The organism is Chromatiales bacterium, assembly GCA_020445605.1.
GTDB lineage: Bacteria > Pseudomonadota > Gammaproteobacteria > JAGRGH01 > JAGRGH01 > JAGRGH01.
In genome coordinates this window covers 62,246-83,915 of sequence record JAGRGH010000027.1, presented here as the reverse complement: position 1 = coordinate 83,915, position 21,670 = coordinate 62,246, and the positions used below count along the sequence as shown (strand labels likewise).

The 21,670-nt window shown below is 67.0% G+C and carries 25 protein-coding genes; 12 read left to right on the top strand and 13 right to left on the bottom strand.

Annotation, left to right across the window (positions count from 1 at the left end):
- Nucleotides 1–3 precede the first annotated feature (3 nt).
- From KDG50_04225 to KDG50_04200, 6 genes are all read right to left on the bottom strand, one after another.
- On the bottom strand, nucleotides 4–987 hold the full coding sequence (locus KDG50_04225; protein MCB1864610.1) for an AAA family ATPase: 984 nt from the start codon (nucleotides 985–987) through the stop codon (nucleotides 4–6).
- A complete protein-coding gene (locus KDG50_04220) occupies nucleotides 984–2,108 on the bottom strand; it encodes a hypothetical protein (protein MCB1864609.1) in 1,125 nt (374 codons plus the stop codon). Before KDG50_04220 ends, KDG50_04225 begins: the two co-directional genes overlap by 4 nt.
- Entirely contained in the window at nucleotides 2,105–3,607 is a 1,503-nt protein-coding gene (locus KDG50_04215) for a DUF4129 domain-containing protein (GenBank protein ID MCB1864608.1), read from the bottom strand. The genes KDG50_04220 and KDG50_04215 overlap by 4 nt, the downstream gene beginning before the upstream one ends.
- Nucleotides 3,597–4,571 (bottom strand): stage II sporulation protein M, encoded by a 975-nt coding sequence (locus KDG50_04210; protein MCB1864607.1) that lies wholly within the window; start codon nucleotides 4,569–4,571, stop codon nucleotides 3,597–3,599. Before KDG50_04210 ends, KDG50_04215 begins: the two co-directional genes overlap by 11 nt.
- Nucleotides 4,568–5,281, bottom strand: a complete 714-nt coding sequence (locus KDG50_04205) for an RDD family protein (protein ID MCB1864606.1) — start codon at nucleotides 5,279–5,281, stop codon at nucleotides 4,568–4,570. The genes KDG50_04210 and KDG50_04205 overlap by 4 nt, the downstream gene beginning before the upstream one ends.
- A gap of 183 nt (nucleotides 5,282–5,464) precedes the next feature.
- The gene (locus KDG50_04200; protein ID MCB1864605.1) at nucleotides 5,465–6,139 is read right to left on the bottom strand and encodes an HAD family hydrolase; all 675 of its coding nucleotides are present in this window, start codon (nucleotides 6,137–6,139) and stop codon (nucleotides 5,465–5,467) included.
- A 239-nt stretch (nucleotides 6,140–6,378) separates the two neighbouring features.
- Here KDG50_04200 and KDG50_04195 point away from each other — a divergent pair, with 239 nt between their 5' ends.
- From KDG50_04195 to KDG50_04185, 3 genes are read left to right on the top strand one after another with little or no spacing between them, the layout of a single operon-like run.
- On the top strand, nucleotides 6,379–6,927 hold the full coding sequence (locus tag KDG50_04195; GenBank protein MCB1864604.1) for an RNA pyrophosphohydrolase: 549 nt from the start codon (nucleotides 6,379–6,381) through the stop codon (nucleotides 6,925–6,927).
- 33 nt (nucleotides 6,928–6,960) lie between these two features.
- Nucleotides 6,961–9,246, top strand: a complete 2,286-nt coding sequence (gene ptsP, locus KDG50_04190) for a phosphoenolpyruvate--protein phosphotransferase (GenBank protein ID MCB1864603.1) — start codon at nucleotides 6,961–6,963, stop codon at nucleotides 9,244–9,246.
- Nucleotides 9,243–10,022: an SEL1-like repeat protein gene (locus KDG50_04185; GenBank protein ID MCB1864602.1), complete on the top strand. Its 780-nt coding sequence runs from the start codon at nucleotides 9,243–9,245 to the stop codon at nucleotides 10,020–10,022. The genes ptsP and KDG50_04185 overlap by 4 nt, the downstream gene beginning before the upstream one ends.
- A gap of 22 nt (nucleotides 10,023–10,044) precedes the next feature.
- Here the strand turns inward: KDG50_04185 and KDG50_04180 are convergent, their stop codons facing one another.
- The 3 genes from KDG50_04180 to KDG50_04170 form a co-directional block, all read right to left on the bottom strand.
- Entirely contained in the window at nucleotides 10,045–10,683 is a 639-nt protein-coding gene (locus KDG50_04180; protein MCB1864601.1) for a transglycosylase SLT domain-containing protein, read from the bottom strand.
- A gap of 56 nt (nucleotides 10,684–10,739) precedes the next feature.
- Nucleotides 10,740–11,312 carry a hypothetical protein gene (locus KDG50_04175; protein ID MCB1864600.1) on the bottom strand — a complete coding sequence of 191 codons (573 nt, stop codon included), beginning with the start codon at nucleotides 11,310–11,312 and terminating at the stop codon, nucleotides 10,740–10,742.
- Between the two features lie 585 nt (nucleotides 11,313–11,897).
- Entirely contained in the window at nucleotides 11,898–12,665 is a 768-nt protein-coding gene (locus KDG50_04170) for a class I SAM-dependent methyltransferase (GenBank protein ID MCB1864599.1), read from the bottom strand.
- Between the two features lie 30 nt (nucleotides 12,666–12,695).
- Between KDG50_04170 and lexA the strand changes: the two genes are divergently transcribed.
- The 9 genes from lexA to KDG50_04125 all read left to right on the top strand — a co-directional run bounded on the left by lexA (nucleotide 12,696) and on the right by KDG50_04125 (nucleotide 19,339).
- Nucleotides 12,696–13,313, top strand: coding sequence for a transcriptional repressor LexA (gene lexA / locus KDG50_04165; protein ID MCB1864598.1), 618 nt, complete (start codon nucleotides 12,696–12,698; stop codon nucleotides 13,311–13,313).
- Nucleotides 13,314–13,318: 5 nt separating this feature from the next.
- On the top strand, nucleotides 13,319–14,017 hold the full coding sequence (gene imuA / locus KDG50_04160) for a translesion DNA synthesis-associated protein ImuA (GenBank protein MCB1864597.1): 699 nt from the start codon (nucleotides 13,319–13,321) through the stop codon (nucleotides 14,015–14,017).
- 18 nt (nucleotides 14,018–14,035) lie between these two features.
- Nucleotides 14,036–14,395, top strand: a complete 360-nt coding sequence (locus tag KDG50_04155; protein ID MCB1864596.1) for a BON domain-containing protein — start codon at nucleotides 14,036–14,038, stop codon at nucleotides 14,393–14,395.
- Between the two features lie 117 nt (nucleotides 14,396–14,512).
- Nucleotides 14,513–14,980 (top strand): SUF system Fe-S cluster assembly regulator, encoded by a 468-nt coding sequence (locus KDG50_04150; protein ID MCB1864595.1) that lies wholly within the window; start codon nucleotides 14,513–14,515, stop codon nucleotides 14,978–14,980.
- 19 nt (nucleotides 14,981–14,999) lie between these two features.
- Entirely contained in the window at nucleotides 15,000–16,448 is a 1,449-nt protein-coding gene (sufB, locus tag KDG50_04145; protein MCB1864594.1) for a Fe-S cluster assembly protein SufB, read from the top strand.
- 32 nt (nucleotides 16,449–16,480) lie between these two features.
- Complete coding sequence (gene sufC / locus KDG50_04140) at nucleotides 16,481–17,233, top strand: Fe-S cluster assembly ATPase SufC (protein MCB1864593.1); 753 nt, start codon at nucleotides 16,481–16,483, stop codon at nucleotides 17,231–17,233.
- Entirely contained in the window at nucleotides 17,230–18,555 is a 1,326-nt protein-coding gene (gene sufD, locus KDG50_04135) for a Fe-S cluster assembly protein SufD (GenBank protein MCB1864592.1), read from the top strand. The genes sufC and sufD overlap by 4 nt, the downstream gene beginning before the upstream one ends.
- Before the next feature lies 1 nt (nucleotide 18,556).
- Nucleotides 18,557–18,922 (top strand): SUF system Fe-S cluster assembly protein, encoded by a 366-nt coding sequence (locus KDG50_04130; protein MCB1864591.1) that lies wholly within the window; start codon nucleotides 18,557–18,559, stop codon nucleotides 18,920–18,922.
- Between the two features lie 96 nt (nucleotides 18,923–19,018).
- Nucleotides 19,019–19,339: a non-heme iron oxygenase ferredoxin subunit gene (locus KDG50_04125; protein ID MCB1864590.1), complete on the top strand. Its 321-nt coding sequence runs from the start codon at nucleotides 19,019–19,021 to the stop codon at nucleotides 19,337–19,339.
- A gap of 18 nt (nucleotides 19,340–19,357) precedes the next feature.
- Here the strand turns inward: KDG50_04125 and KDG50_04120 are convergent, their stop codons facing one another.
- The 4 genes from KDG50_04120 to KDG50_04105 are packed head-to-tail and all read right to left on the bottom strand — an operon-like array spanning nucleotide 19,358 to nucleotide 21,666.
- Nucleotides 19,358–19,783, bottom strand: a complete 426-nt coding sequence (locus KDG50_04120) for a copper chaperone PCu(A)C (GenBank protein MCB1864589.1) — start codon at nucleotides 19,781–19,783, stop codon at nucleotides 19,358–19,360.
- A 2-nt stretch (nucleotides 19,784–19,785) separates the two neighbouring features.
- A complete protein-coding gene (locus KDG50_04115) occupies nucleotides 19,786–20,427 on the bottom strand; it encodes an SCO family protein (protein ID MCB1864588.1) in 642 nt (213 codons plus the stop codon).
- A complete protein-coding gene (locus tag KDG50_04110) occupies nucleotides 20,424–21,386 on the bottom strand; it encodes an HprK-related kinase A (protein ID MCB1864587.1) in 963 nt (320 codons plus the stop codon). The genes KDG50_04115 and KDG50_04110 overlap by 4 nt, the downstream gene beginning before the upstream one ends.
- Nucleotides 21,379–21,666, bottom strand: coding sequence for an HPr-rel-A system PqqD family peptide chaperone (locus KDG50_04105; GenBank protein MCB1864586.1), 288 nt, complete (start codon nucleotides 21,664–21,666; stop codon nucleotides 21,379–21,381). Before KDG50_04105 ends, KDG50_04110 begins: the two co-directional genes overlap by 8 nt.
- Between the last annotated feature and the right edge of the window lie 4 nt (nucleotides 21,667–21,670).

The window sequence follows — 21,670 nt, the reverse complement described above, 5'->3', positions numbered from 1 at the left end:
GACTCAGCTGCGCGGCGCGTCGGTCTGGCCGATCAGGTCGGCGAGTACCGCGTCCACGCCGCGGCCATCGAGTTCCAGTTCGGCGCTGAGTCGCACGCGATGACGCAGTGCCGGCGCCGCGACCTGCTTGACGTCGTCCGGGGTGACGAAATCGCGGCCATCGACCACGGCCAGTGCACGTGCGGCCCGCACCAGCGCGAGGCTTGCGCGCGGTCCGGCACCGATCGCGATGCCCGGCCAGTCGCGGGTCGCGCGCGCCAGCCGCACGGCGTAGTCCGTCAGTGCCGGGTCGACCGTCGTCGCGACGACCTGCGCGCGCAGGGCGGCGATCTTCGCGGCGTCCAGCACCGGGTGCACGGCGCTCAGATCGAGCTGGTCGCCCAGCGCATCCGCGGTGACGCGCCCGACCAGCGCGACCTCCTCGTCGCGGCCCGGATAGTCGATGTCGATTTTCAGCAGGAAGCGGTCGAGCTGCGCCTCGGGCAGCGGGTAGGTGCCCTCGTGTTCGATCGGGTTCTGGGTCGCGAGCACCATGAACGGTGCCTCCAGCGGCAGGGCCCGGCCTTCGATGGTGACCTGGTACTCCTGCATCACCTCGAGCAGCGCGGCCTGGGTCTTGGCCGGCGCACGGTTGATCTCGTCGGCGAGTACGAAGTTCGCGAACACCGGGCCGCGGCGAATGCGGAAGCGCTCGCTCTTCAGGTCGAAAATCGCGTGGCCGGTGATGTCGCCGGGCATCAGGTCCGGCGTGAACTGGATGCGGGAGTACTGCCCGCCGGCCGCGGTCGCCAGTGCGCGGGCGATGAGGGTCTTGCCGAGACCCGGCACGCCCTCGATCAGTACGTGCCCGCCGGCCAGCAGCGCGACGAGCAGCAGGTCGACGACCGCGGTCTGGCCGATCACCGCCCGGCCGATTTCGCTGCGGACCTCGTCGAGCAGGGCGCGGGCGGCGGCCGGGTCCATGCCGGGATGGGCCGTGTCGTTCATAGGGCGTTCCTCAGGGTTTGCAGGGTGCGGGCGCGCTCGGTCATCTCGGCGGCATTCGCGGGCGCCACGACCGCCAGTGCGCCGGAGACGACATCGGCTGGCAGTCCGCTGGCCGCGGCCAGACGTGCGGCGCGGCGGTCAGGGTCGAGCTTCAGCCAGGCGGGGTGGCGCTGGCGAAGCCGCGCGTGCAGGGCGTCACGGTAGCGGGCGAGCAGATCGGCGCCGAAGCCGAGGCGCCAGTCGAGCCGGGCGCTGGCGTCCAGGTGTTCGAGCAGGCTGCGCCGGGCCAGGGATTGCGCCGCGCGAACCGGCCCGAAGCGCGGTAGCGCGCGCCACAGCCAGAGCCACAGCCACACGGCGAGCGCGACGAACACCGGCCAGGCGTGGATCACCAGCCAGGCCCAGAGCCCGGGGCTCAGCGAGCGATGGCGCAGCCACACGCCGCCCTCGCGCCCGTCGTAGGTCGCCAGCCGGTATAGCCACTGGGCGTGGTCATGCTCGCCGATCCGGGCGTTCGTGAGCATGTCCAGGTCCGAGACCAGCGTGATGCGCCCTTCGCCGTAGTGATATTGCAGCAGGTGCAGCCCTTCGTCGCCGCCCGTGGCCCAGTCGGCGCGGCCGCTCTCGTCATGCAGCACCCGCCACGGGTCGAACTGCACGCGCAGCGGCGGGCCGGCGTCGCCCGGGTCCACGGTCAGGGCGTGCCGGCCGGAAACGCCTTCGTCGGGCTCGCCGGCCCATGCGCCGAGTTCGTCGTAGAACGGTCCGTAGTCCATGTCCGGCGCGGGTTCGGCGATCAGGTGGCCGCCGCGTCCGGCCCATTCCAGCAGGGCCCCGGCCGTGGCGTCCGGCGTGCGTGCATCGATGCGCAGCACCAGCGTCGCCGTCGGCGGCGGCAGGTCGAAAGTGGCGCCGGGGCCGGTGTCGGAGTGTGCGTCCACGTCGAGCCGATGCAGCGTGCGTTCGGCGGCGAGCCACGGGTTGCGCAGGGCCTCGGCCGTGGGCCACTCGTAGTCCCAGTGGCTGCCGTAACGAAAGTTCGTCGTCCACCAGAAGATCAACCCGATCACGCACAGCGTCGCGAGACCGGCCCAGGGCAACCAGCCGTGGGCGCGGCTCATGTCGCGTCGACCTGCGCGGACCAGCTGTCGATCAAGCGACGGACCTCGTCGGGCCCGACCGGGCGGTGCGCCCAGGCCGCGCGCTGGAAACCGGCGGCCAGACCGTCCACGTAGTCTGCGAGCGTCTGCGGGCCCTGCGCGCGAATGGCAGCGCGGGCCTCGCGCTCGGTCGTGGCCGAGTCCAGCGCATAGCCGCGCCGCGCCAGACGCACGATCGCCCCGCCAAACAGCAGCGCGAGCGCGCGCCGGATATCGCCGGTGGCCAACGCCGCGCGGGCCGCCGTAACGATGTCCGGCGGCAGATCACGCAGGGGCCGCGTCATGAAGTCCGGCACGGCGTCGGCCGGCGTGGGGCCCGCGCGCCGCAACGGCCGCCAGCGGCGCCGGAGCTGGATGGCGAGCCAGGCCGCCAGCGCGGCGACGCCGATCCACAGCAGCCATTCGCCGATTCGCGCGACCCACAGACCAACCGATTCAAGCCAGGCCGCGTAGTCGCCGGCATCGTCGAGGTCCACCTCGCCGTCGCGCGCATGCCAGCCGGTGGCGCGATGGCAGCGCCCGAAGGTCGCATCGTCGAGCACGGACTGTGCGGCTTCCTGGAAGCGGTCGGCGGGCTTGGTGATCAGTGGTCCGTCACGGCCACAGCGCAGGGCCTCGGCCGTGGTCTCGAACAGGGATTCGGCGTCCTGCTGGGCGTGTGCCGGCGGTGCCGGCCAGAGCGCGACCGTGACCAGCAGCCCGGCCAGGGTCGCGCTGCCGAGCCGGTTTGCGATCCGCCGCAGTCGCAGTTCGAGATCCCAGGCCTCGAGTTCGGTGCGGCGGTTCAGGTACAGCGCGAACCCGGCCGCGACATAGAACGGCTCGATCGCGCTGACGGCGACGAGATAGAAGACGTTCCAGGCCCAGGCCCAGGCGCCGGTCTCGGTGGCCGTGTCGAACAGCAGGCTGGTCCAGTCGAACCCGTCCGGTTGCGGGGCCAGCCACGCCACTAGCCCGCCGAGGCTCAGGTACAGCGCGGCTTCCAGATGCAGGCAGGCGAGTGTCAGTCCGATCGCCGCACCGGCCGACGGGCCACGTAGCGCGCGAATCCGCGCACGACGCGCCTTGCCACGCTGCTTCTCGAGCTGCCAGATCGGCAGGTGGAAGCTGCGACCCGGATCCAGCCGGCCGAGCGTCAGCGCCCAGACGAGTCCGGGCCGGCGCGCATCGCGTGTGGCCGCCAGCGCGGCCCGCAAGGTCGGCGGGACATCGAACACCGCCGTGGCGACGACCGCGAGCACGCCGCGATCCAGCGCCGGTTTCAGCCACCAGAACAGCGTGATGGCGAGCCAAAGTTGGTCGCGGAACAGCAGGTGCAGCAGGGCGAACAGCGGCAGCGCGAGGGCAAGCCAGACCGCGAAGATCGGCCGCCACCAGCGCTGCACCATGCGCAGCCCGAGGTCCGCGGCCTCCCACGGCGAGCGTGCGCGCAGCTCGATGCTGGCCGCCTCAAACCGCATCGCGGCGCCCGGCCAGTACGAGGTAGGCGACCACCAGCGCCCACAGCGCGGCGCCTGCCGAGTACTTGATCTCGACCGGCAGTGCACCCTTCGATGACCAGAACGCCTCGATGAACGCCGCGACCAGAAACATCAGCGCCGCGCCGTAGATCAGCGGCGCGCTTTCGCCCCCGGCCGCGCGCAGGGCCTCGACCCGGCGCAGGTGGCCGGGGCGGACCAGCGCCGCGCCCAGCCGCAGTCCGGCCGCGCCGCTGATGGCGATCGCCGTCAGCTCGAACGCGCCGTGCCCGATCACGAATCCGAGGAAGTTGTGCATCGCCGCCCCGCTCGTGACGAAGCCCGCGACCGCGCCGATGTAGAACCCGTTGAACAGCAGAAAAAAGATCGTGCCCAGGCCGAACAGCATGCCGCCGGCATAGGTGCGAAAGCCGATCGCGACGTTGTTCCAGATATAGAAGCCGAACATCTCCCAGTCGGAGTCCGACTCGCGCTCGCGTGCCAGCGACTCGCGATCTTCCGAATACAGCTTCTCGAAGCCGTCCGCGGTGTCGGCATCCACGATCAGGTAGATCAGGCCCGGGTCATGGTGCACGGCCGCGGCGATGCCCAGCAGTGGCCCGTAGAACAGCGCCACGGCCAGCCACAGCAGCCGCGCGTGGCGGCGTACGGTGCGCGGAAACTCGTGCGCGACAAACCGCGCGAAATGTGCGCGTGTCGCCGGGCGTGGTCGGTACAGCACGTCATGACCGCGCCGGGCCAGCCCGTGCAGGCGCTCGACCAGCGCGCTGCTGTAGGTGCGCGACCGGGCCAGGGCGAGGTCGTGGGCGATCGCGCGATAGTGCAGCGCGAAGCGGTGGAGTTCGGCCGTCGGCCCGGTCGAACGGCGGGTCTCGATCCGCTCGAGCTGTGCCTCGAATCGCGCCCAGTCGTCGGCGCGCGCGGCTTCAAAGCGCTGCTGTTTCACGCGGTCGGCCGGTCGCGGGCCCCGGCCAGCCAGCGCGCCAGGGCCGCGACGGTCGCGGCCCGGTCCGTGTCGCGGTCGGCGCCGAGCGGCACGAGGGCGGCGAGTTCGTCGAAGCGCGCGGCGCTGAGCCGGCCCTGTCGCTCGGCGAGTTCGATCAGCGTGCGCTGTTCGTCGGGGCGCAGCGAGCGCGCCGGCGCGAGCGCCGGGCCGGGCGCGAGGGTCGGGTGTGAGCGCCGCGCGGCGTCGTGCACGACCACGGTCCCCGCGGCCAGGTCGCCGAGGCGTTTGAAGTCGCGCCGCACGAGCATGGTCGCAAGCCCGAAGCCGTAGACGAGCGGCAGCAGATCCACGGCCCGCAGCAGGTTGCGCACGGCCGCGGCCTGCCAGCCGACGGGAGTGCCGTTGTCATGCACCACGCGCAGGCCCAGCACGCGCTTGCCCGGGGTCGCGCCGTTGCGCAGCACCTCAAAGACCATCGGATACAGCCATTCGGCCGCAAACGCCAGGATCAGCAGCAGCCCGGCGCCGAAATCGCCGAACACCGCGAGCGGAATGGCGATGGCGAGGAACACTGCCGCGCGGATGGCGAAATCGATGAGCCAGGCCAGTGCGCGCGGGGCCGGGCCGGCCACGGCGAGATACAGATCGATCGCTTCCGGGGTCTCGACGGCGAGCCGCGTGTCCAGCGCCACGCCCGCGCCCGGGTTCATTTCGCGGCCGGTGCGCCTGCGGCGTCGGCGCCTGCAAAGGAAGCCGGCGGTCGCGCCGGGCCGATCCACAGGTGGGCGGCCAGCGCGAGAATCAGCGAGCTGATCAGGATGATGAGATTGCGTCGACGCACGCGGGTCCGTGTCCTGCGATGGGGGCCGCCGCGCGGCCGTCGCCGGAGTATATCAACGCGTGTGGATGGTCGAATCGTGCAGGTTCAGCACCGGCCAGCCGCGTTGTGCGGCGACCGCCGCAAGGCGGGCGTCGGGGTTGGTTGCCACCGGATGGTCCACGCGCTCGAGCAGCGGCAGGTCGTTGATCGAGTCGCTGTAGAACGTGCTGCCGGTGAGTGACTTGGCGCGTTCGGCGAGCCAGTCATCGAGGCGCTCGACCTTGCCGTTCGCGAAGGCCGGCCGGCCGGCGACGCGCCCGGTGTAGCGTTCGCCGTCGAACTCGGGTTCGGTCGCGATGAGTTGCTGGATGCCGAAGCGCGCGGCGATCGGTTCGGTCACGAACCGGTTCGTCGCCGTGATGATGACGAGGTCATCGCCCTGCGACCGGTGCTGTTCGATCAGCGCCAGCGCGGCCCCGGTGACGATGGGCTCGATCGCCTCGCGCATGAAATCCGCGCGCCAGGCCAGCAGGCGTTGCAGCGGGTGTGCGGCCAGCGGCGCGAGCGCAAAGCGCAGGAATGCGTCGATGTCCAGACGTCCCGCGCGATAGTCGTCGTAGAACGCCTGGTTGGTGCGTTCGTAGTGGTCCGCGTCGACGACCCCGCGCGCGACGAGAAACTGCCCCCACAGATAGTCGCTGTCGCCGGCGAGCAGCGTGTTGTCGAGATCGAACAGGGCCAGTGCCATGGGGGCGCGTCGAAGGTGCAGGGCGCGCCATGGTATCAGCAACGCATCACCACACCGGCGCTGTGGCAATCCAGTGCGTTTGCCGGTTTCACGGGGCTATGGAAGAATGCGGAGGCTTCGACTTTGGGCCGCGACGTGGGGGCGGGCGGACCGGGTCGGGCGCAGCAATCCGTCCCGCCGGCAGTGTTCGTTGCGGGGTTTTCATGTCCAGGGGGGGCGTCCAGCGGCGCACGCAGGCAATGTCCGATTCGGTCATCGATCGTCAGGGTTATCGCGCGAACGTCGGGATCATTCTCGTCGACGACCGCGGCCGCGTGTTCTGGGGGCGGCGTGTCGGGCAGCGTGGCTGGCAGTTTCCGCAGGGCGGAATCGAACCGACCGAAACGCCCGAAGAGGCGATGTTCCGCGAGCTGTTCGAGGAGACCGGCCTGGGCCCGGACGACGTCGAGGTGCTCGGCTGCACGCGCGACTGGCTACGCTACGAACTGCCCAAGCGCTATATCCGCCGCAACGCCTCGCCGCCGTGCATCGGCCAGAAGCAGATCTGGTTCCTCGTGCGCCTGAAGACCGATGAATGCTGCGTGCAGCTCGATGCCTGCGATCGACCGGAATTCGAGGAATGGCGCTGGGTGTCGTACTGGTTGCCGGTGCGCGAGGTGATCTTCTTCAAGCGCCGCGTGTACCTGCGCGCCCTGCGTGAGCTGGCCCCCGTGATGCGCGAACACTGCGACCCCTGTGCGCATCGCCAGCGCACGGGCAGCGGTCGGCGCCAGCGTCGACACCGCTGACGGCCCATGGCAGCAGAGTCATCGAGCTCGAGCATGCTGGACCGCCTGCGCAGGATCATCCAGGAGGTCAACACCGCGCGTGATCTCGACCAGGCGCTCGAGATCATCGTCACGCGCGTCAAGGCCACCATCGTTGCCGACGTCTGCTCCGTGTACCTGGCCGATCCGGAACGCCGCGAGCATGTGCTGCGCGCGACCGACGGTCTCGCGCCGGATGCCGTGGGCCGCGTGCGACTCGCCTTCGGCCGTGGCCTGGTCGGGCTGGTCGCGGCCCGTGCCGAGTCCCTGAACCTCGACGACGCGCCGGCGCACCCGGCCTACGAGTTCGTCGCGGAAACCGGCGAAAAGGCCTATCACGGCTTTCTCGGGGTGCCGATCATCCAGCACCGCACCGTGCTCGGCGTGTTGGTCGTGCGCCAGCGCGAACCGCGCCGCTTCGCGCCCGACGAGGTCGATTTCGTCTTCACGCTCGGCGCCCAGCTCGCCGGGGCGATCTCGCATGCCACGGCGCTCGATACGGTCGCGCCGCGTGCCGCGCAGGGTGCCGGCGGGCTGCAACCCATGCTCAAGGGTCTGCCCGGCTCCAGCGGGGTGGCAATCGGCAAGGGGCAGGTCGTGTTCGCGGCGGCGGATCTGGCGTCGGTGCCGGATCGCCAGGTCGACGATCGCGCTGCGGAGGAAACGATGTTCCGCACCGCGGTCGAGGCCGTGCGCGATCAGCTGCGTGCGCTCAGCAAGCGCGTGGAGAAGGACCTGCCGCCGTCCGACCGCGCGCTGTTCGATGCGCTGCTGATGATGATCGACGGCGACAGCCTGGTCGAACAGTCCGTCGCATCGATTCGCGAAGGGCAGTGGGCGCCCGCGGCGCTGCGCGATGCCGTCGAAGACCACGCCCGCGTGTTCGACGGCATGGACGACAACTATCTGCGCGAGCGTGCCTCGGACGTGCGCGACCTCGGGCGGCGCATCCTCTCGCATCTGCTGAGCATCCGCGCCGGCAGCCCCGGCGTGCAGGATCAGCGCAGTTTTGCCGATCGCACGATCCTGGTCGGCGAGGACCTCACCGCACTGCATCTTGCCGAGGTGCCGCCGGGCCGGCTTGCTGGCATCGTTTCCGCGCAGGGGTCGAGTTCCTCGCATGCGGCGATCCTCGCGCGGGCCTTCGGCGTGCCGGCCGTCATGGGCGTGGAGGACCTCCCGGTCGAACGCCTGGACGGTTCCACGCTGGTGCTCGACGGCTACCAGGGCATCGTGCACATCGCCCCGGACCGCGCCCTGCTCGACGAGTACGAACGGCTGGCTGGTGAGGAGCGCGAACTCAACGCGTCGCTCGAGCAGCTGCGCGGACTGCCGTCGCAGACCATCGACGAGGTGCGCGTGCACCTGTTCATCAACACGGGTCTGCTGGCCGAGAGCGACGCGCCGACGCGCACCGAGGCCGAGGGCGTCGGGCTGTACCGGACGGAGTTTCCGTTCATGACCCGCGACCACTTTCCGAGCGAGCAGGCCCAGAGCGAGATCTATCGCGGGGTGCTGGCGGATTTCGCGCCGCGGCCGGTGACCATCCGCACGCTGGATGTCGGCGGCGACAAGCCGCTGGCGTATTTCCGCATCGACGATGCGAACCCGTTCCTCGGCTGGCGCGGCATCCGGATCACGCTCGATCATCCGGAGATCTTCCTCACGCAGCTGCGCGCGATGCTGCGTGCCTCCGAGGGACTGGACAACCTGCAGATCCTGCTGCCGATGGTGTCGACCGTCAGCGAGGTCGACGAGAGCCTGGCGCTGCTCAACCGCGCCTACGACGAACTGCGCGACGAGGGGCTCGATGTGCGCCGCCCGCGCGTGGGCGTGATGATCGAGGTACCGGCGGCCGTGTATCAGGCCGAGTCCATCGCCCGGCGCGTGGACTTTCTGTCCATCGGTACGAACGATCTCACGCAGTACCTGCTCGCCGTCGATCGCAACAACCGGGCGGTTGCGGACCTCTACGACTCGCTGCATCCGGCCGTTCTGCGTGCCGTGTACGATACGGTTCGGCGCGGCCATTGCTTGGACTGCACCGTCGCCGTTTGCGGGGAAATGGCCGGCGATCCGGTTTCGGCCATCCTGCTGGTCGGCATGGGGGTCGATGAATTGAGCATGAGCGGTGGCAACCTGTTGCGCGTGAAGGCGGTGGTGCGAGCCATCCGCCAGACCCAGGCGCGCGCGCTGTTGGACAGCGTGCTGGCGCTGGAGACCGGCAACGATGTGCGGCACGTGGTGCGTGCCGCGCTCGAGGAGGCCGGGCTCGGCGGCCTGGTGCGGGCCGGCCGATGATGCGCCTGCGCGCCGTGCCGGTGCTGATCGCCATCGTTGCCGCCGGCGCGATTGCGAACCCGGCCGAAGCGCAGCGCTACTACGGGGGCTATTACTCCTATCCGATTGCGCCGTACGTCCACAGCTCCGGGCGCAAGCCCGACAACTCCGGCAAGCACGACAAGGCCGAAGCCGCGATGGCCGAGGGCAACTACGCGGAGGCCTTCTGCGTGTGGCGGCCGCTGGCCGAGGCCGGCGACGTGCATGCGCAGTACAGCCTGGGCTGGATGTATCACAACGGCTACGGACTCTCGATCGACGACGAGCGTGCGCAGGAATGGTGGGGCAAGGCGGCCAACCAGAACGATGCCGATTCCCAGTACGCGCTGGCGACCTCGCTCATGGATCGTCCGAAGAAGGAGCGCGACACGGCCAAGGCGCTGGAATGGCTCGGCAAGGCCATCGCAAACGGCCATGAGGACGCACGGGATTTCCTGCGCGATCTCACGGCGCGTGGCGTCGATGGCGCGCGCGAGCTCTATCAGCAGCTGCTCGCGAAGAACTGGAAAAAGCTCACCACACCGCTGGTCGTGAGCGTGGAAAAGGCCAATGTGCGTTCCGGTCCGGACGTTGGAAAGAAGCTCGTTGCAAGTCTGACGCGCGACGCGGCGCTCGGCGAGCTGAGCCGCCACGGCGACTGGGTCGAAGTCTGGCTGCCGGAACAGTCACAGGTGGGCTGGATCTACGGCAAGCTCGTTGCCGCGCCGACCCTGGAGCCGGGGGCGAAGAAGCCCTGAGCGCGCCGCGCGGTCGGGCAGTCTAACTGCGGCGTTTGAGAATCGCCTCGATCCCCCGGGCCGGCGGCGGCCGGTCGGCCTCGGTGCCCATGACGGTGCTGATGCGGTCCAGATAGGCCCGCGTTTCCGACGGCAGCATCGGCCGAATCTTCGACCACGGCGCGGTGTCCGCGCCGGCGGATTTCAGCGCGCGCAGCACGCGCCCGTAGCCCGCGTTATAGCTCGCGAATGCGAGAAACAGCCGATCCTCGCTGGGCCGTGGCGTTGGCCATTTGCGATACATCGTGCGGTCGTAATAGATGCCGGCGGCGATGTTCCACTCCGGTTCGTCGATCAGCACGAAGCTCGGATTGACCTTGGCGATCTCCTCGAAGGTAGACGGCAGCACCTGCATGATGCCGACCGCGCCGGCCGGGCTTTTGGCCTTGGGGTTCAGCCTGGATTCGACGATGCCCTGGGCCTTGAACCAGTGCCAGTCGAAATGCGGGCCGAAATAGCGTTTGGAATACTTGCGAAAGTGCGGGTCGAACTCGTCGGACCACTTCTCGTGCTCGACCCCGGGGAGTCCGGCGGCAACCGCGACCGATGCCGCGATGCCCAACACCCAGGCCCCGAGCCGGGCGCGTCGGTGGGCTTGTGGACTCGTGGGCGGCGCTTGCATATGCAGGCAATTCTAGCAGCCGCCCGGCGGTTCGCCCGTTCGAGTTCGTGCCGGGTTCAGGCGCCGCGCAGCGCGCGCACCTCCAGCGGCAGCATGCAGGCGTCGTCGAACTCGCAGGCGGCCTCGACCCCGGCGCGGGCGATGTCGCGCGGGTTGTCCATGCGCCGGTACAGCGAATAGATCGCGCCGAGCGCCAGCCGCGTGCCCGAGCCGATGGCCCAGAAGCGCGTGTACTCGGCGACGGATCGATAGCTTTCGACCGAGTAGATCGCCTCCGGCGTCAGGATCAGCGTGTCGACCTGGCTGGATTCCACGGGCTGCTCCTTTTCGTCCTCGCGCGTCTCGATGTAGTGGTCCTTCTTCAGCACGTCGTGAATGCGCCGGAACGACTCGTAGACGGCCGCGCGCGAGGAGGTGTCGAGGATGTCCGGTTCACCGCGCAGCACGGATTCCATCGCATCGCTGACCGCCGACCAGCCGGCCATGCCGAGCAGGGCGCGCCGGTGTTTGATGATCTTCGTGTGGTTCGCCCGGTAGCCCGCCGGAATCAGCATCGAGCCTTCGGACTCCGCGGTGTCCGCGGCGAGCACGGCGCGATTGCCCTTGCGAACGGCGACGATGATGGTCATGGGTATCCTGACGGCGAAAAACGGGCCGTCATTGTACGTGAGCGGGTCCTGTGCCGGGTTTTATCTGCGCTTTTGAACCGCCAAGGCGCCAAGTACGCCAAGGGATTTTCAGTCTGAATGGGGCGCGCCCCGCGCACCGTTGTCGTAGTCCGCGTAGGGTGCGTACCGCGCACCATCCACTACCTGCAGCCATGGCAGCGAACATCATCCGTTGCCTTGGCAAACCCACTTGTTCGATGAATGACATTGAACAAGGTCGATTTTTCAGATCTTCCTTGGTTATTCGGACAACCATCTATCCAGCGCCGCCTCGAGTCGGTCGATGGTTCTATGTTGTTCGTCCAGTAGAGATTTTCAAACGTGTCTAACAGGTTGTTGAAAAAGGCCCATCCATGGCCTTTTCAACGTCGCAACCGAAAAGCGTGGTTTTCGGTTGCTCACGAAAACCAAACACTTGGGTGTTCGATTTTCGGGCGAGACGTCCCTGTCTCGCGCCAACAGGCCGTTGAAAAGAGAATTCCAACAGCCTGCTAAAGGTACGCGGTGCGCACCCTGCGGTGATTACGGTGGGCGTTCCGGTCATTTTTACCGACGACCAACACGCAGCGCCAACGGCCAGCGGATGCGTTTGGATTCTGATGGTTCGCCCCAGGCGGAACGAAGGTCAACATCGATGAGCGCGAGCGGATCGTGGCCGGTGCGTTCACGATGGCGTGCGACGGCCGACCAGGTGCCGAGATAGGCCACCAGATCGCCCAGCCGCCAATCGAGTTCGATCGCCATGGGATCGAACGCAATCGGCGCGAACGGAAACGGCAGTTGTGCATAGCCAGTTTCGACATGCCGACGTTGCGGCGGCCAGTCCGGCTCCAGAACCTCGCGATAGAGGTGGTCGACGACGGCATCGACGGCGTCGTTCACACGCGCCAGTGCATACGTCCAGGCCGCGAATACCCCGCCGGGTATCAGAATGCGTTGTGTCTCCGCGAAAAAACGTTCGTGCTCGAACCAGTGCAGGGCCTGCGCTACGCAGACGAGTGAAACGCTGGCATTCGCCAGCGGAAGTTGTTCGGCGGCGGCGCGCAGGCGGTGACAGCGCGGGTGGGTGGGCAGGGCGCGCAGCTGATCGGCGCTCGTGTCGATCGCGATCACGCGTTCGAAATATTCGGCCAGCGGCAGCGTGGCCTGGCCAGTGCCGGCCGCACAATCCAGCGCGGTCGAGCGCGTGGGCGCAAGCGCCACGAGCCGGTCGAACAGTTCGGGCGGATAGCCGGGGCGGTGCCTGGCATATCGGGTGCCGCCCCGCGCGAACAGTTCGCGTGCTTGAGTGTTGGGCAGGTCCGGCGTTACCATCGATGCTGTGTAATTATACAGGTGATGCCCATGAGCGATCGGACGAATCTCACCGCGCGTCAGGCGCAGATCCTGAATCTGATCCGCGAATACCTCGATGATACCGGCATGCCGCCCACGCGCGCGGAGATCGCCGCCGAACTGGGGTTCCGCTCCGCAAACGCCGCCGAGGAACATCTGCGCGCGCTCGAGCGCAAGGGCGTGCTGCAGATCGTGCGCGGCGCCGCGCGCGGCATCCAGCTTGTCGATCATGTCAGTGCGGATGCGCTGCCCGTGGTCGGGCGGGTCGCGGCCGGCCAGCCGATCCTGGCCGAAGAGCATATCGAGGATTACTACGAAACCCTGGGCCAGGTGTTCCGCCCGCGCGCGGATTATCTGCTGCGCGTGCAGGGCATGAGCATGCGTGACGCCGGCATCATGCATGGCGATCTGCTCGCCGTGCATCGTGTGCCGGAGGTCAGTTCGGGGCAGATCGCCGTCGTGCGTCTGGATGACGAGGTTACCGTCAAGCGCTGGCGCCAGCGGGGCAACCGTGTGCGGCTGCTGCCGGAGAATCCGGACTTCGAGCCGATCGAGGTCGATCTGCGCGAGGTCGACGTGGCGATTGAGGGCCTCGCCGTCGGCGTGTTGCGCACGGCGCTGCGCTGAATGCCATGCATGATCCGCTGCCGGCCGCGGCCGGGGTCGCGCCCGGGCTGAATCAGGCGCTGGCGCAGGCCGGGGTCTGGCGCGGCGGTGCGCGGCTGGCGTCGACCCCGCAGGCGCTTGTCAGCGGGCATGCTGCGCTGGATGAAAGATTTCCGCAGGGTCTGTGGCCGCATGCGGCCGTCAGTGAACTGCTGGGTGAGCCGGGTGCCACCCTGCGCCTGTTGTTGCCGGCACTGGCGCGCCTGAGCGCCGGGCAACGCTGGATCGCCTGGATCGCCCCGCCGGCCCTGCCCTATGCGCCCGGGCTGATCGCCGCAGGGTTGCAGTTGTCGCGCATGTTGCTGGTATGGCCAAAGACCGCCGCAGCCCGCGTCTGGGCGCTGGAGCAGGCGCTGGCCGGCGGTACCTGCGCGGCCGTGCTGGCCTGGCCTGATCGCGACGGCCGGATGGTCACAGGCAGCCTGCGCCGGCTGCAACTGGCCGCCGCGCGTGGGGATGCCTGCGGGTTCCTGTTTCGCCCGGCCGCGCTGGCGCGCGGCTCCACGCCCGCGGCTCTGCGTGTGCGGTTGCAGCCGGGAGGGGCGGGGCTGGACCTGCATGTCCTCAAGCGGCGTGGCGGCTGGGCCGGGCAGCGGATTGCGGTCGATCTGGGTGCTTGCGTGGCGAACCATGTGTCAGGCTTCGTGTCCACTGAGACGGAATAGCCAACGAGACAAGCCCCAATGCGCAAGCACAATTCAGCCAAGTGGTCATCCTTTGTGAAGGCGGCGCTGCTGGCGTGCAGCGGGGTGCTGGTCACCGCGACCGCTCCGGCCGTGGCGCAAAAATCGAGCGGAGCCGGCCCGGCGGCGCTCGACAGCGGTCAGCGCGCCCATATCCGCTCGGAGGTCGATGGAACGCTGCGTCGCACGCGCGGCGTGAATGCCTCGACCGTGCGGGTGCGGGTCACCCCGGCCGGCGTCGTGATCCTGGACGGTCGCGTGCGTTCCCTCGCCGATCGCCAGGCCGCCGCCGGTGCGGCGGCGGGCGTTCGCGGCGTCACCGGCGTGGATGCAGGTGGGCTCGTGGTTGGTTATCCCTGACTTGTCCACCCGCATCTAAATGAGCAATAATTAATATTCTTATATTTCCGCTCTTTTTTTGCGGTTAATTCGGACTAATATGGTCCGCTATCGGCGTCCAAGGCGCCCGAACCAGCGATGTTGCGACTGAGCAAACTGACCGATTACGGCACCGTCGTGATGACCTGCCTCGCGCAGGCCGACGGCGACGTGCTGCGCGCGAACGAGGTCGCTGACCGCACCCGGCTCGGTGGTCCGACCGTCAGCAAACTGCTCAAGGCGCTTGCCGGTGGCGGGCTGCTGGATTCGTTCCGCGGCGCCCATGGCGGCTATCGGCTCGCGCGCGCGGCGTCGAAGATCACGGTGGTCGAAATCATCGACGCCCTGGAGGGGCCGGTGGCTCTGACCGAATGCAGCGAGACCGACGGGGCCTGCGCGCAGGCCGCGCATTGCAGCGTGCGACCGAACTGGCAGCGCATCAATACGGCGATCCGCGACGCACTGGGCCAGATGACCCTGGCCGATCTGGCGGCGCCCAAGCGGGCGGTCGCGATGCCTGCGAGGCCGCTGCGTTCCGCGGGGGCGAACCCGGGTTGCAACTCCTGAACCACTGACGGTAACGATCATGAGCACCAACATGCAGGAAGTCGAAGCCCGGTTGAAACGCGGCTACGAGGCCGGTTTTGTTACGGACATCGATCAGGAAACCGTTCCGCCGGGCCTGAACGAGGACGTGATCCGGTTCATCTCGGCGAAAAAGGAAGAACCACAGTGGCTGCTCGACTGGCGGCTCGCGGCCTATCGCCACTGGTTGACCATGCGCGAGCCCGAGTGGGCGCATGTGCACTATCCGCGCATCGATTATCAGGCCATTTCCTACTACGCAGCGCCGAAACGTCCCGAAGACGCGCCTAAGAGCCTCGATGAGGTCGACCCGAAACTGCTAGAAACCTACGAAAAGCTCGGCATCCCGTTGCACGAACGCGCGGCGCTGGCCGGCGTCGCCGTGGACGCGGTGTTCGACTCGGTCTCGGTCGCGACCACGTTCAAGAAGCAGCTCGCCGATCAGGGCATCGTGTTCTGTTCGTTCTCGGAGGCCGTGCGGGAACGTCCGGACCTCGTGAAGCAGTATCTCGGCTCAGTGGTGCCGCAGGGCGACAATTATTACGCGGCGCTGAATTCCGCGGTGTTTTCCGACGGTTCGTTCGTGTACATCCCCAGGGGCGTGCGCTGCCCGATGGAACTGTCGACGTACTTCCGCATCAATGCGCGCAACACCGGGCAGTTCGAGCGCACGCTGATCATTGCCGACGAGGGCGGATATGTCAGTTATCTGGAGGGCTGCACCGCGCCACAGCGTGACGAGAATCAGCTGCACGCGGCCGTCGTAGAACTCGTTGCGCTCGACGACGCGCAGATCAAGTACTCGACCGTGCAGAACTGGTATCCGGGCGATGAAAACGGTCGCGGCGGCATCTACAACTTTGTGACCAAGCGCGGCGAGTGCCGCGGCGCGAATTCAAAGATTTCGTGGACGCAGGTCGAGACCGGTTCGGCCGTCACCTGGAAGTACCCGAGCTGTGTGCTGCGCGGCGACAACTCCATCGGCGAGTTCTACTCGGTCGCGTTGACCAACAACCGCCAGCAGGCCGACACCGGCACGAAGATGATCCATCTCGGGCGCAATACGCGCAGCACCATCGTTTCAAAGGGCATTTCCGCCGGCCACGGGCAGAACGCCTACCGCGGGCTCGTGCGGGTCGCGCGCACGGCCGAAAACGCCCGCAATTATTCCCAGTGCGATTCACTGCTGATCGGTGATCGCTGCGGTGCGCACACGTTCCCGTACCTCGAGGTCAAGAATCCGACGGCCACGGTCGAACACGAGGCCTCCACGTCCAAGATCGGCGAGGATCAGCTGTTCTATTGCCGTTCCCGCGGTGTGTCGGAAGAGGATGCCGTGTCCATGATCGTCAACGGCTTCTGCAAGGACGTGTTCCGCGAGCTTCCCATGGAGTTCGCTGTGGAGGCGCAGAAACTGCTGGCCGTCAGTCTCGAGGGTGCGGTCGGCTAACCCGGTCGCGTCATGTTTCGGAGTTCAGATTCATGTTGAAGATCCACAACCTGCATGCCACGGTCGAAGGCAAGCCGATCCTGAAGGGAATCGATCTCGAAGTCGCGCCCGGCGAGGTGCACGCGATCATGGGCCCGAACGGCTCGGGCAAAAGCACACTCGCAAACGTGGTGGCCGGTCGCGATGGCTATGAAGTCACCGACGGCGGCGTCGAATACGCGGGGCAGGACCTTCTTGCGCTCGAGCCGGAAGAGCGTGCGCGCGAGGGCATCTTTCTGGCCTTTCAGTACCCGGTCGAGATCCCCGGCGTCAACAACAGCTATTTCCTGAAGGCCGCGCTGAATGCCGTGCGCGCGCATCGCGGGCTGGAACCCCTGGACGCGATGGGTTTCATGAAGCTCGTGCGCGAGAAGATGGCGCTCGTGCAGATGAAACAGGACCTGCTCAAGCGGTCGGTGAACGAGGGGTTTTCGGGCGGCGAGAAAAAGCGCAATGAAATCTTCCAGATGGCCGTGCTCGAGCCCACGCTCGCGATCCTCGACGAGACGGACTCCGGTCTGGACATCGATGCGCTGAAGGTTGTTGCCGATGGCGTCAACGCGCTGCGCGATTACAAGCGCTCGTTCATCGTCGTCACGCACTATCAGCGTCTGCTCGACTACATCGTCCCCGACCATGTGCATGTTCTCGCGGGCGGGAAGATCGTGCGCAGCGGCGACAAGTCGCTCGCGCTGGAACTCGAACAGCAGGGCTACGGCTGGATCGATCAGGCCGTCAACGCATGAGCACCGAACCCGCGCTCGCAAGTCATTACCGCGGCGCCTTCGAGGGCGCGGCGATGGACGGCCCCGGCTGGCTGAACGCAACGCGCCGCAATGCGCTGGCGCGTTTCGAGGAACTGGGGTTTCCCGGGCCGCATGACGAGGCGTGGAAATACACCAACGTCCGCGCGATCGAGAAACGCCGGTTTGCAATCGGCGCGCCGCGCGGTGCGCTGGATCGGTCGGCGGTTTCCGGCTTCGAGATTGCCGGTCTCAATGCCTATCGTGTCGTGCTGAGCGATGCATGCGTGCTTGCCGATCTCTCGGAGCTGCCGCGTGGCGTCAACGGTGTGCGAGTGCAATCGCTGGTCGATGCCGTGCGCGAACGACCGCAGTTCGTCGAGGCCCATCTGGCACGTGGCGCGGACGCGGGCGCCAACGGCTTCGCCGCGCTCAACGCGGCGTTCCTGAGCGATGGCGTGATTGTGGAACTGGCCGATGGCGTGACGCTGGATCGACCCCTGCATGTGCTGCACGCGGCCTCGGGTGCGGACGATGTGGCCGTGTTCCCGCGCGTGCTGATCGTCGCTGGCGGTGACTCGGCGGCGGAGATCGTCGAAAGCTATGTATCGATCGGTCCCGGAGCGCAGTTGACGGACGCCACGACCGAGATTGTGCTTTCCGAAGGTGCAAGGCTGGAGCATTACCGTATCCAGAACGAGGGCGCCGGCGCCTATCATGTCGGGGCGCTGCACGCGCGCCTGGCGGCTCGCAGCCGATTTGTTTCGCACGCGGTATCGGTCGGTGCGAGGCTTGCGCGCCACGATATCGAAGTCGTATTTCAGGGCGAACACGCACACGCGGGTCTGAACGGTCTTTACCTCGCGACCGAACGGCAGCATGTCGATTTTCATACGCGCATCGAACACGCGCCGCCAAACTGCACGAGTGACGAATACTACAAGGGCATTCTCGATGGCCATGGTCGCGGAGTGTTCAGCGGCTATGTGCACGTCCATCCGGATGCGCAGAAGACCGATGCCCGGCAGGCCAATCTGAATCTCGTGCTGTCGCGCGATGCCGAGATCGACACCAAACCGCAGCTCGAGATCTACGCCGACGACGTCAAGTGCTCACACGGGGCAACGGTCGGCCAGCTCGACGAGCAACAGCTGTTCTACCTGCGTGCGCGGGGAATCGATCGGGACGCTGCGCGCGAACTGCTGACCTGGGGGTTTGCCGGCGATGTGCTCTCGCGCATGCCGCTCGAAGCCGTGCGCTCTCACGTGGAGTCGTTTCTGGTCCGGCGCCTGCCCGGCGCGCGGGCTCTGCGGGAGCTGATCTGAAATGTGCGCGCAGACCACCGAGGTTACCGAAGCGCAGGCAGCTGGCACGGAACGCGTCGGTGCCGGGGGCCTGCATCAGCAGATCGTGGATCAGCTGCGCACGGTTTTCGATCCGGAGATTCCCGTGAACATCTACGATCTCGGGCTCGTCTACGACATCGAGATTGACGACGACAGAAATGTGATCGTCGACATGACGCTGACCACGCCGGGCTGTCCCGTTGCGATGAGTTTCCCGGCGACCGTCGAGGGCAAGGTCCGCGAGGTGCCGGGGGTTGCGAGCGCGCGCGTGGAACTGGTCTGGGATCCGCCCTGGACGACCGACCGGATGACCGACGAGGTCAAGCTGGAACTGGGCCTGCTGTAGGTACACGAAGTCCAACGATCAACTTCGCGCGCCGGTGGTGTCTGGCGCCCTGTTCGCCTTTTCATTCTTGATTAAACACGACAGGAGCCTTCCGAGATGGCCGACTGGGTAGATGTTGCGCGCGTCGGAGAAATCGCCGACGGTGCTCATGCAATTGCGGAGATCGACGATACGCGCATCGCAGTGTTCAACCTGGGTGGTGAATACTTCGCGATCGAGGATGTCTGCACGCACGATTACGAATGCCTGACCGGCGGGGACGTCGAGGGCGATGTGATCGTGTGTCCGCGGCATGGTGCGCGCTTTTCGATTCGCACCGGCGCGGCCTTGAGTGCGCCCGCGTATGAGCCGACCGCCACGTTTCCGGTTCAGGTCGCGGGTGAAACGATTCAGGTGCGCGACGCGCGCTGGGATTGATTGCCGCGCGGGGCGTGCTTATCGGCGGCGGATCGTGAACGTTACGACGCGCGAGTCGCCGTCGGAAAAATGCAGCCTGGCGTTGCGGGTTTCGCCTTCGCGCACGGGCGAGTTCGCGGGCCGAAACAGCATCAGGTGCTTGCCGCCGGGCTCGAAACGCAGTTGGGCGCCGGGAATGATCAGCGTATCAGTCAGTGCCTGCATGCGCGCGATACCGTCCTGTTCGACGGTTTCGTGCATTTCGATCGCGCCGAAATCCAGACTCTTTGCGCCCAGTATCCGGATCGGTTCGTCACCATCATTGCGCACGCTCAGATAGCCGGCGAACACCGTCGCGTTCGGCGGGGCCGCTGCGATCCACGCATCGACGATTTCGACTTTCGCGGCCCTGGCCGTCACGGCCATGGTCGCGAGCAACAGTGCGGCGAGCAGACTGCGTTTCATGGTCAGAATTCCTTATCCAGATGCGCAATGGCGGCGGTGATGGTTTCCACGCTGTGGTTGGTGCGGAACAGGGTGCTCAGGCGGCCCTTCGGGTCGACGAGCAGGATATGCGAGCTATGGTCCATCAGGTAATCGGTTTCGCTTGAGCCCGCGATGCGCATGTAGATCGAACCGAGCTGGCGGGCGAATGCCTCGAGCTGGGAATCCGATCCAGTGAGCCCCGTAAACGACGGATTGAAGTAGCGGACGTATTCGCCGAGTTGCGCGGGCGTGTCGCGTTGCGGGTCGACCGACACGAACAGGACCTGCAGCGGACGTTCCAGCGTGTGGTCCTTGGCGAGCTTGCCGGCCACGTTGTTCAGATATGACAGCGTGGTCGGGCACACATCCGGACAGTGCGTGTAACCGAAGAATACCAATGACCAGCGGTCAGCGAGTGCGGAGTTGGTGAATGACTTGCCGCTGTCGCTGACCAGTTCGAAGGGCGCGAGCGGTTTTGGCTCCGGCCATTGGGTCGGCGCGTTGGCGTCGAACGGCGTCGGTTGGTCCAGAAACATCCGGCCTATCAGAAAACCAACGGCGATCGCGATCAGCGCCGCGGCAATCAATGGCCAGCGGGCGGGGGCGGAGGTGGTCTGGTTCATCGTTGGACGTCGGATTTCTCGTTGGCGCGCATCGGGCTGCGCGTGATCTGGTCAATGACCTCGACGGCCTCCGGGAGTTCGCTGTATTGCAGCGTGTAGCAGTCGCAGCAGCTGGCGAGTGCGGCCGCGGTACGGAAACCGTCGGCACCCAGCAGCATGTAATTGAATGAGTTCCCGGTGAGCTTGAGGAAACTGCGACCGCGCGGAAAGGCCTCGATTCGGGTGGCCGCGCCGGCCTGCCAGGTCGGGAACACGATCCAGGCCGGTTGCCCTTCGACGTCCATTGCACGCACGGCCGCATCGCTCGGGCGCATGTGCGCGACATCGCCCTTGCGGGTCTTCGGAAACACGGGGCCGAATTCGGCACTGGGCGCGAAGCGCCGGATGATCTCGATCGAGTCGTTTTTCAGCGCGATCGGGCGGGGCATGGGCACGACGCCCAGGTCGTCGATCCGGATGAGCCCGAATTCATCGGAGAACAACCGCCAGCCGCTGACCGCCAGCGCCGCACACAGGGTGCTTTTTCCGCTTCCCGGTGCGGCCGGCAGGATCAGGCAGCGTCCGTAGCGTTCCAGCACCGCCGCATGCAGCATGAAACGCGTGTGGCCGGATATGGCCATGCACCAGTTCATGCCCCATTCAAACAGGGCGAACGCATGATCGGCCGGGAACGGCGTGAATGGCAGCAGTTCCTCGCGATCGGTCTTGAGTTCGATCTGCGGACGGATGACGCGGCGCAGGCCGTGCTTGCGCCGGAGTTCGAGTGTGATATCCGCGCAGGCCTCGCTGGTCGCAAGCGGTGCCTCGAAATACATCCAGCGAAACAGCTCCGCGAAGTCGCTGTCGTCGCTCTGCAGGCGGACGATCCAGGGCCCGGCACGAAACACGATTCCGTCGCGTTTTAGCTGCGCACGCAATTGTCCCGCGCCCAGGCTGCCGACCGTTTGCCAGTCATGCATGGCGCACGAGTCCGAGTTGTTGCAGCTGTTTGAGGTGAGCAAGAACCTGCGCGTGCAGTTCATCGGTGCGGTTCACCTCGGCCTGCTCGCAGACCACAGCGACCAGTTCGCCTAAACTCATTGCACGCGTGCCGAGTTCGCGCAGGATCAGGGCCGCGGGTGCGTTCAGAATGTGGGTCTGCCCGGAACGTGCGTGGTGCACGAAGAATTCGTCGTCGAATTCGGCCCAATTGAGATGGTCGGCCGATGGACCCAGCCAGCGATCTTCTGCGGCGGTCACATCC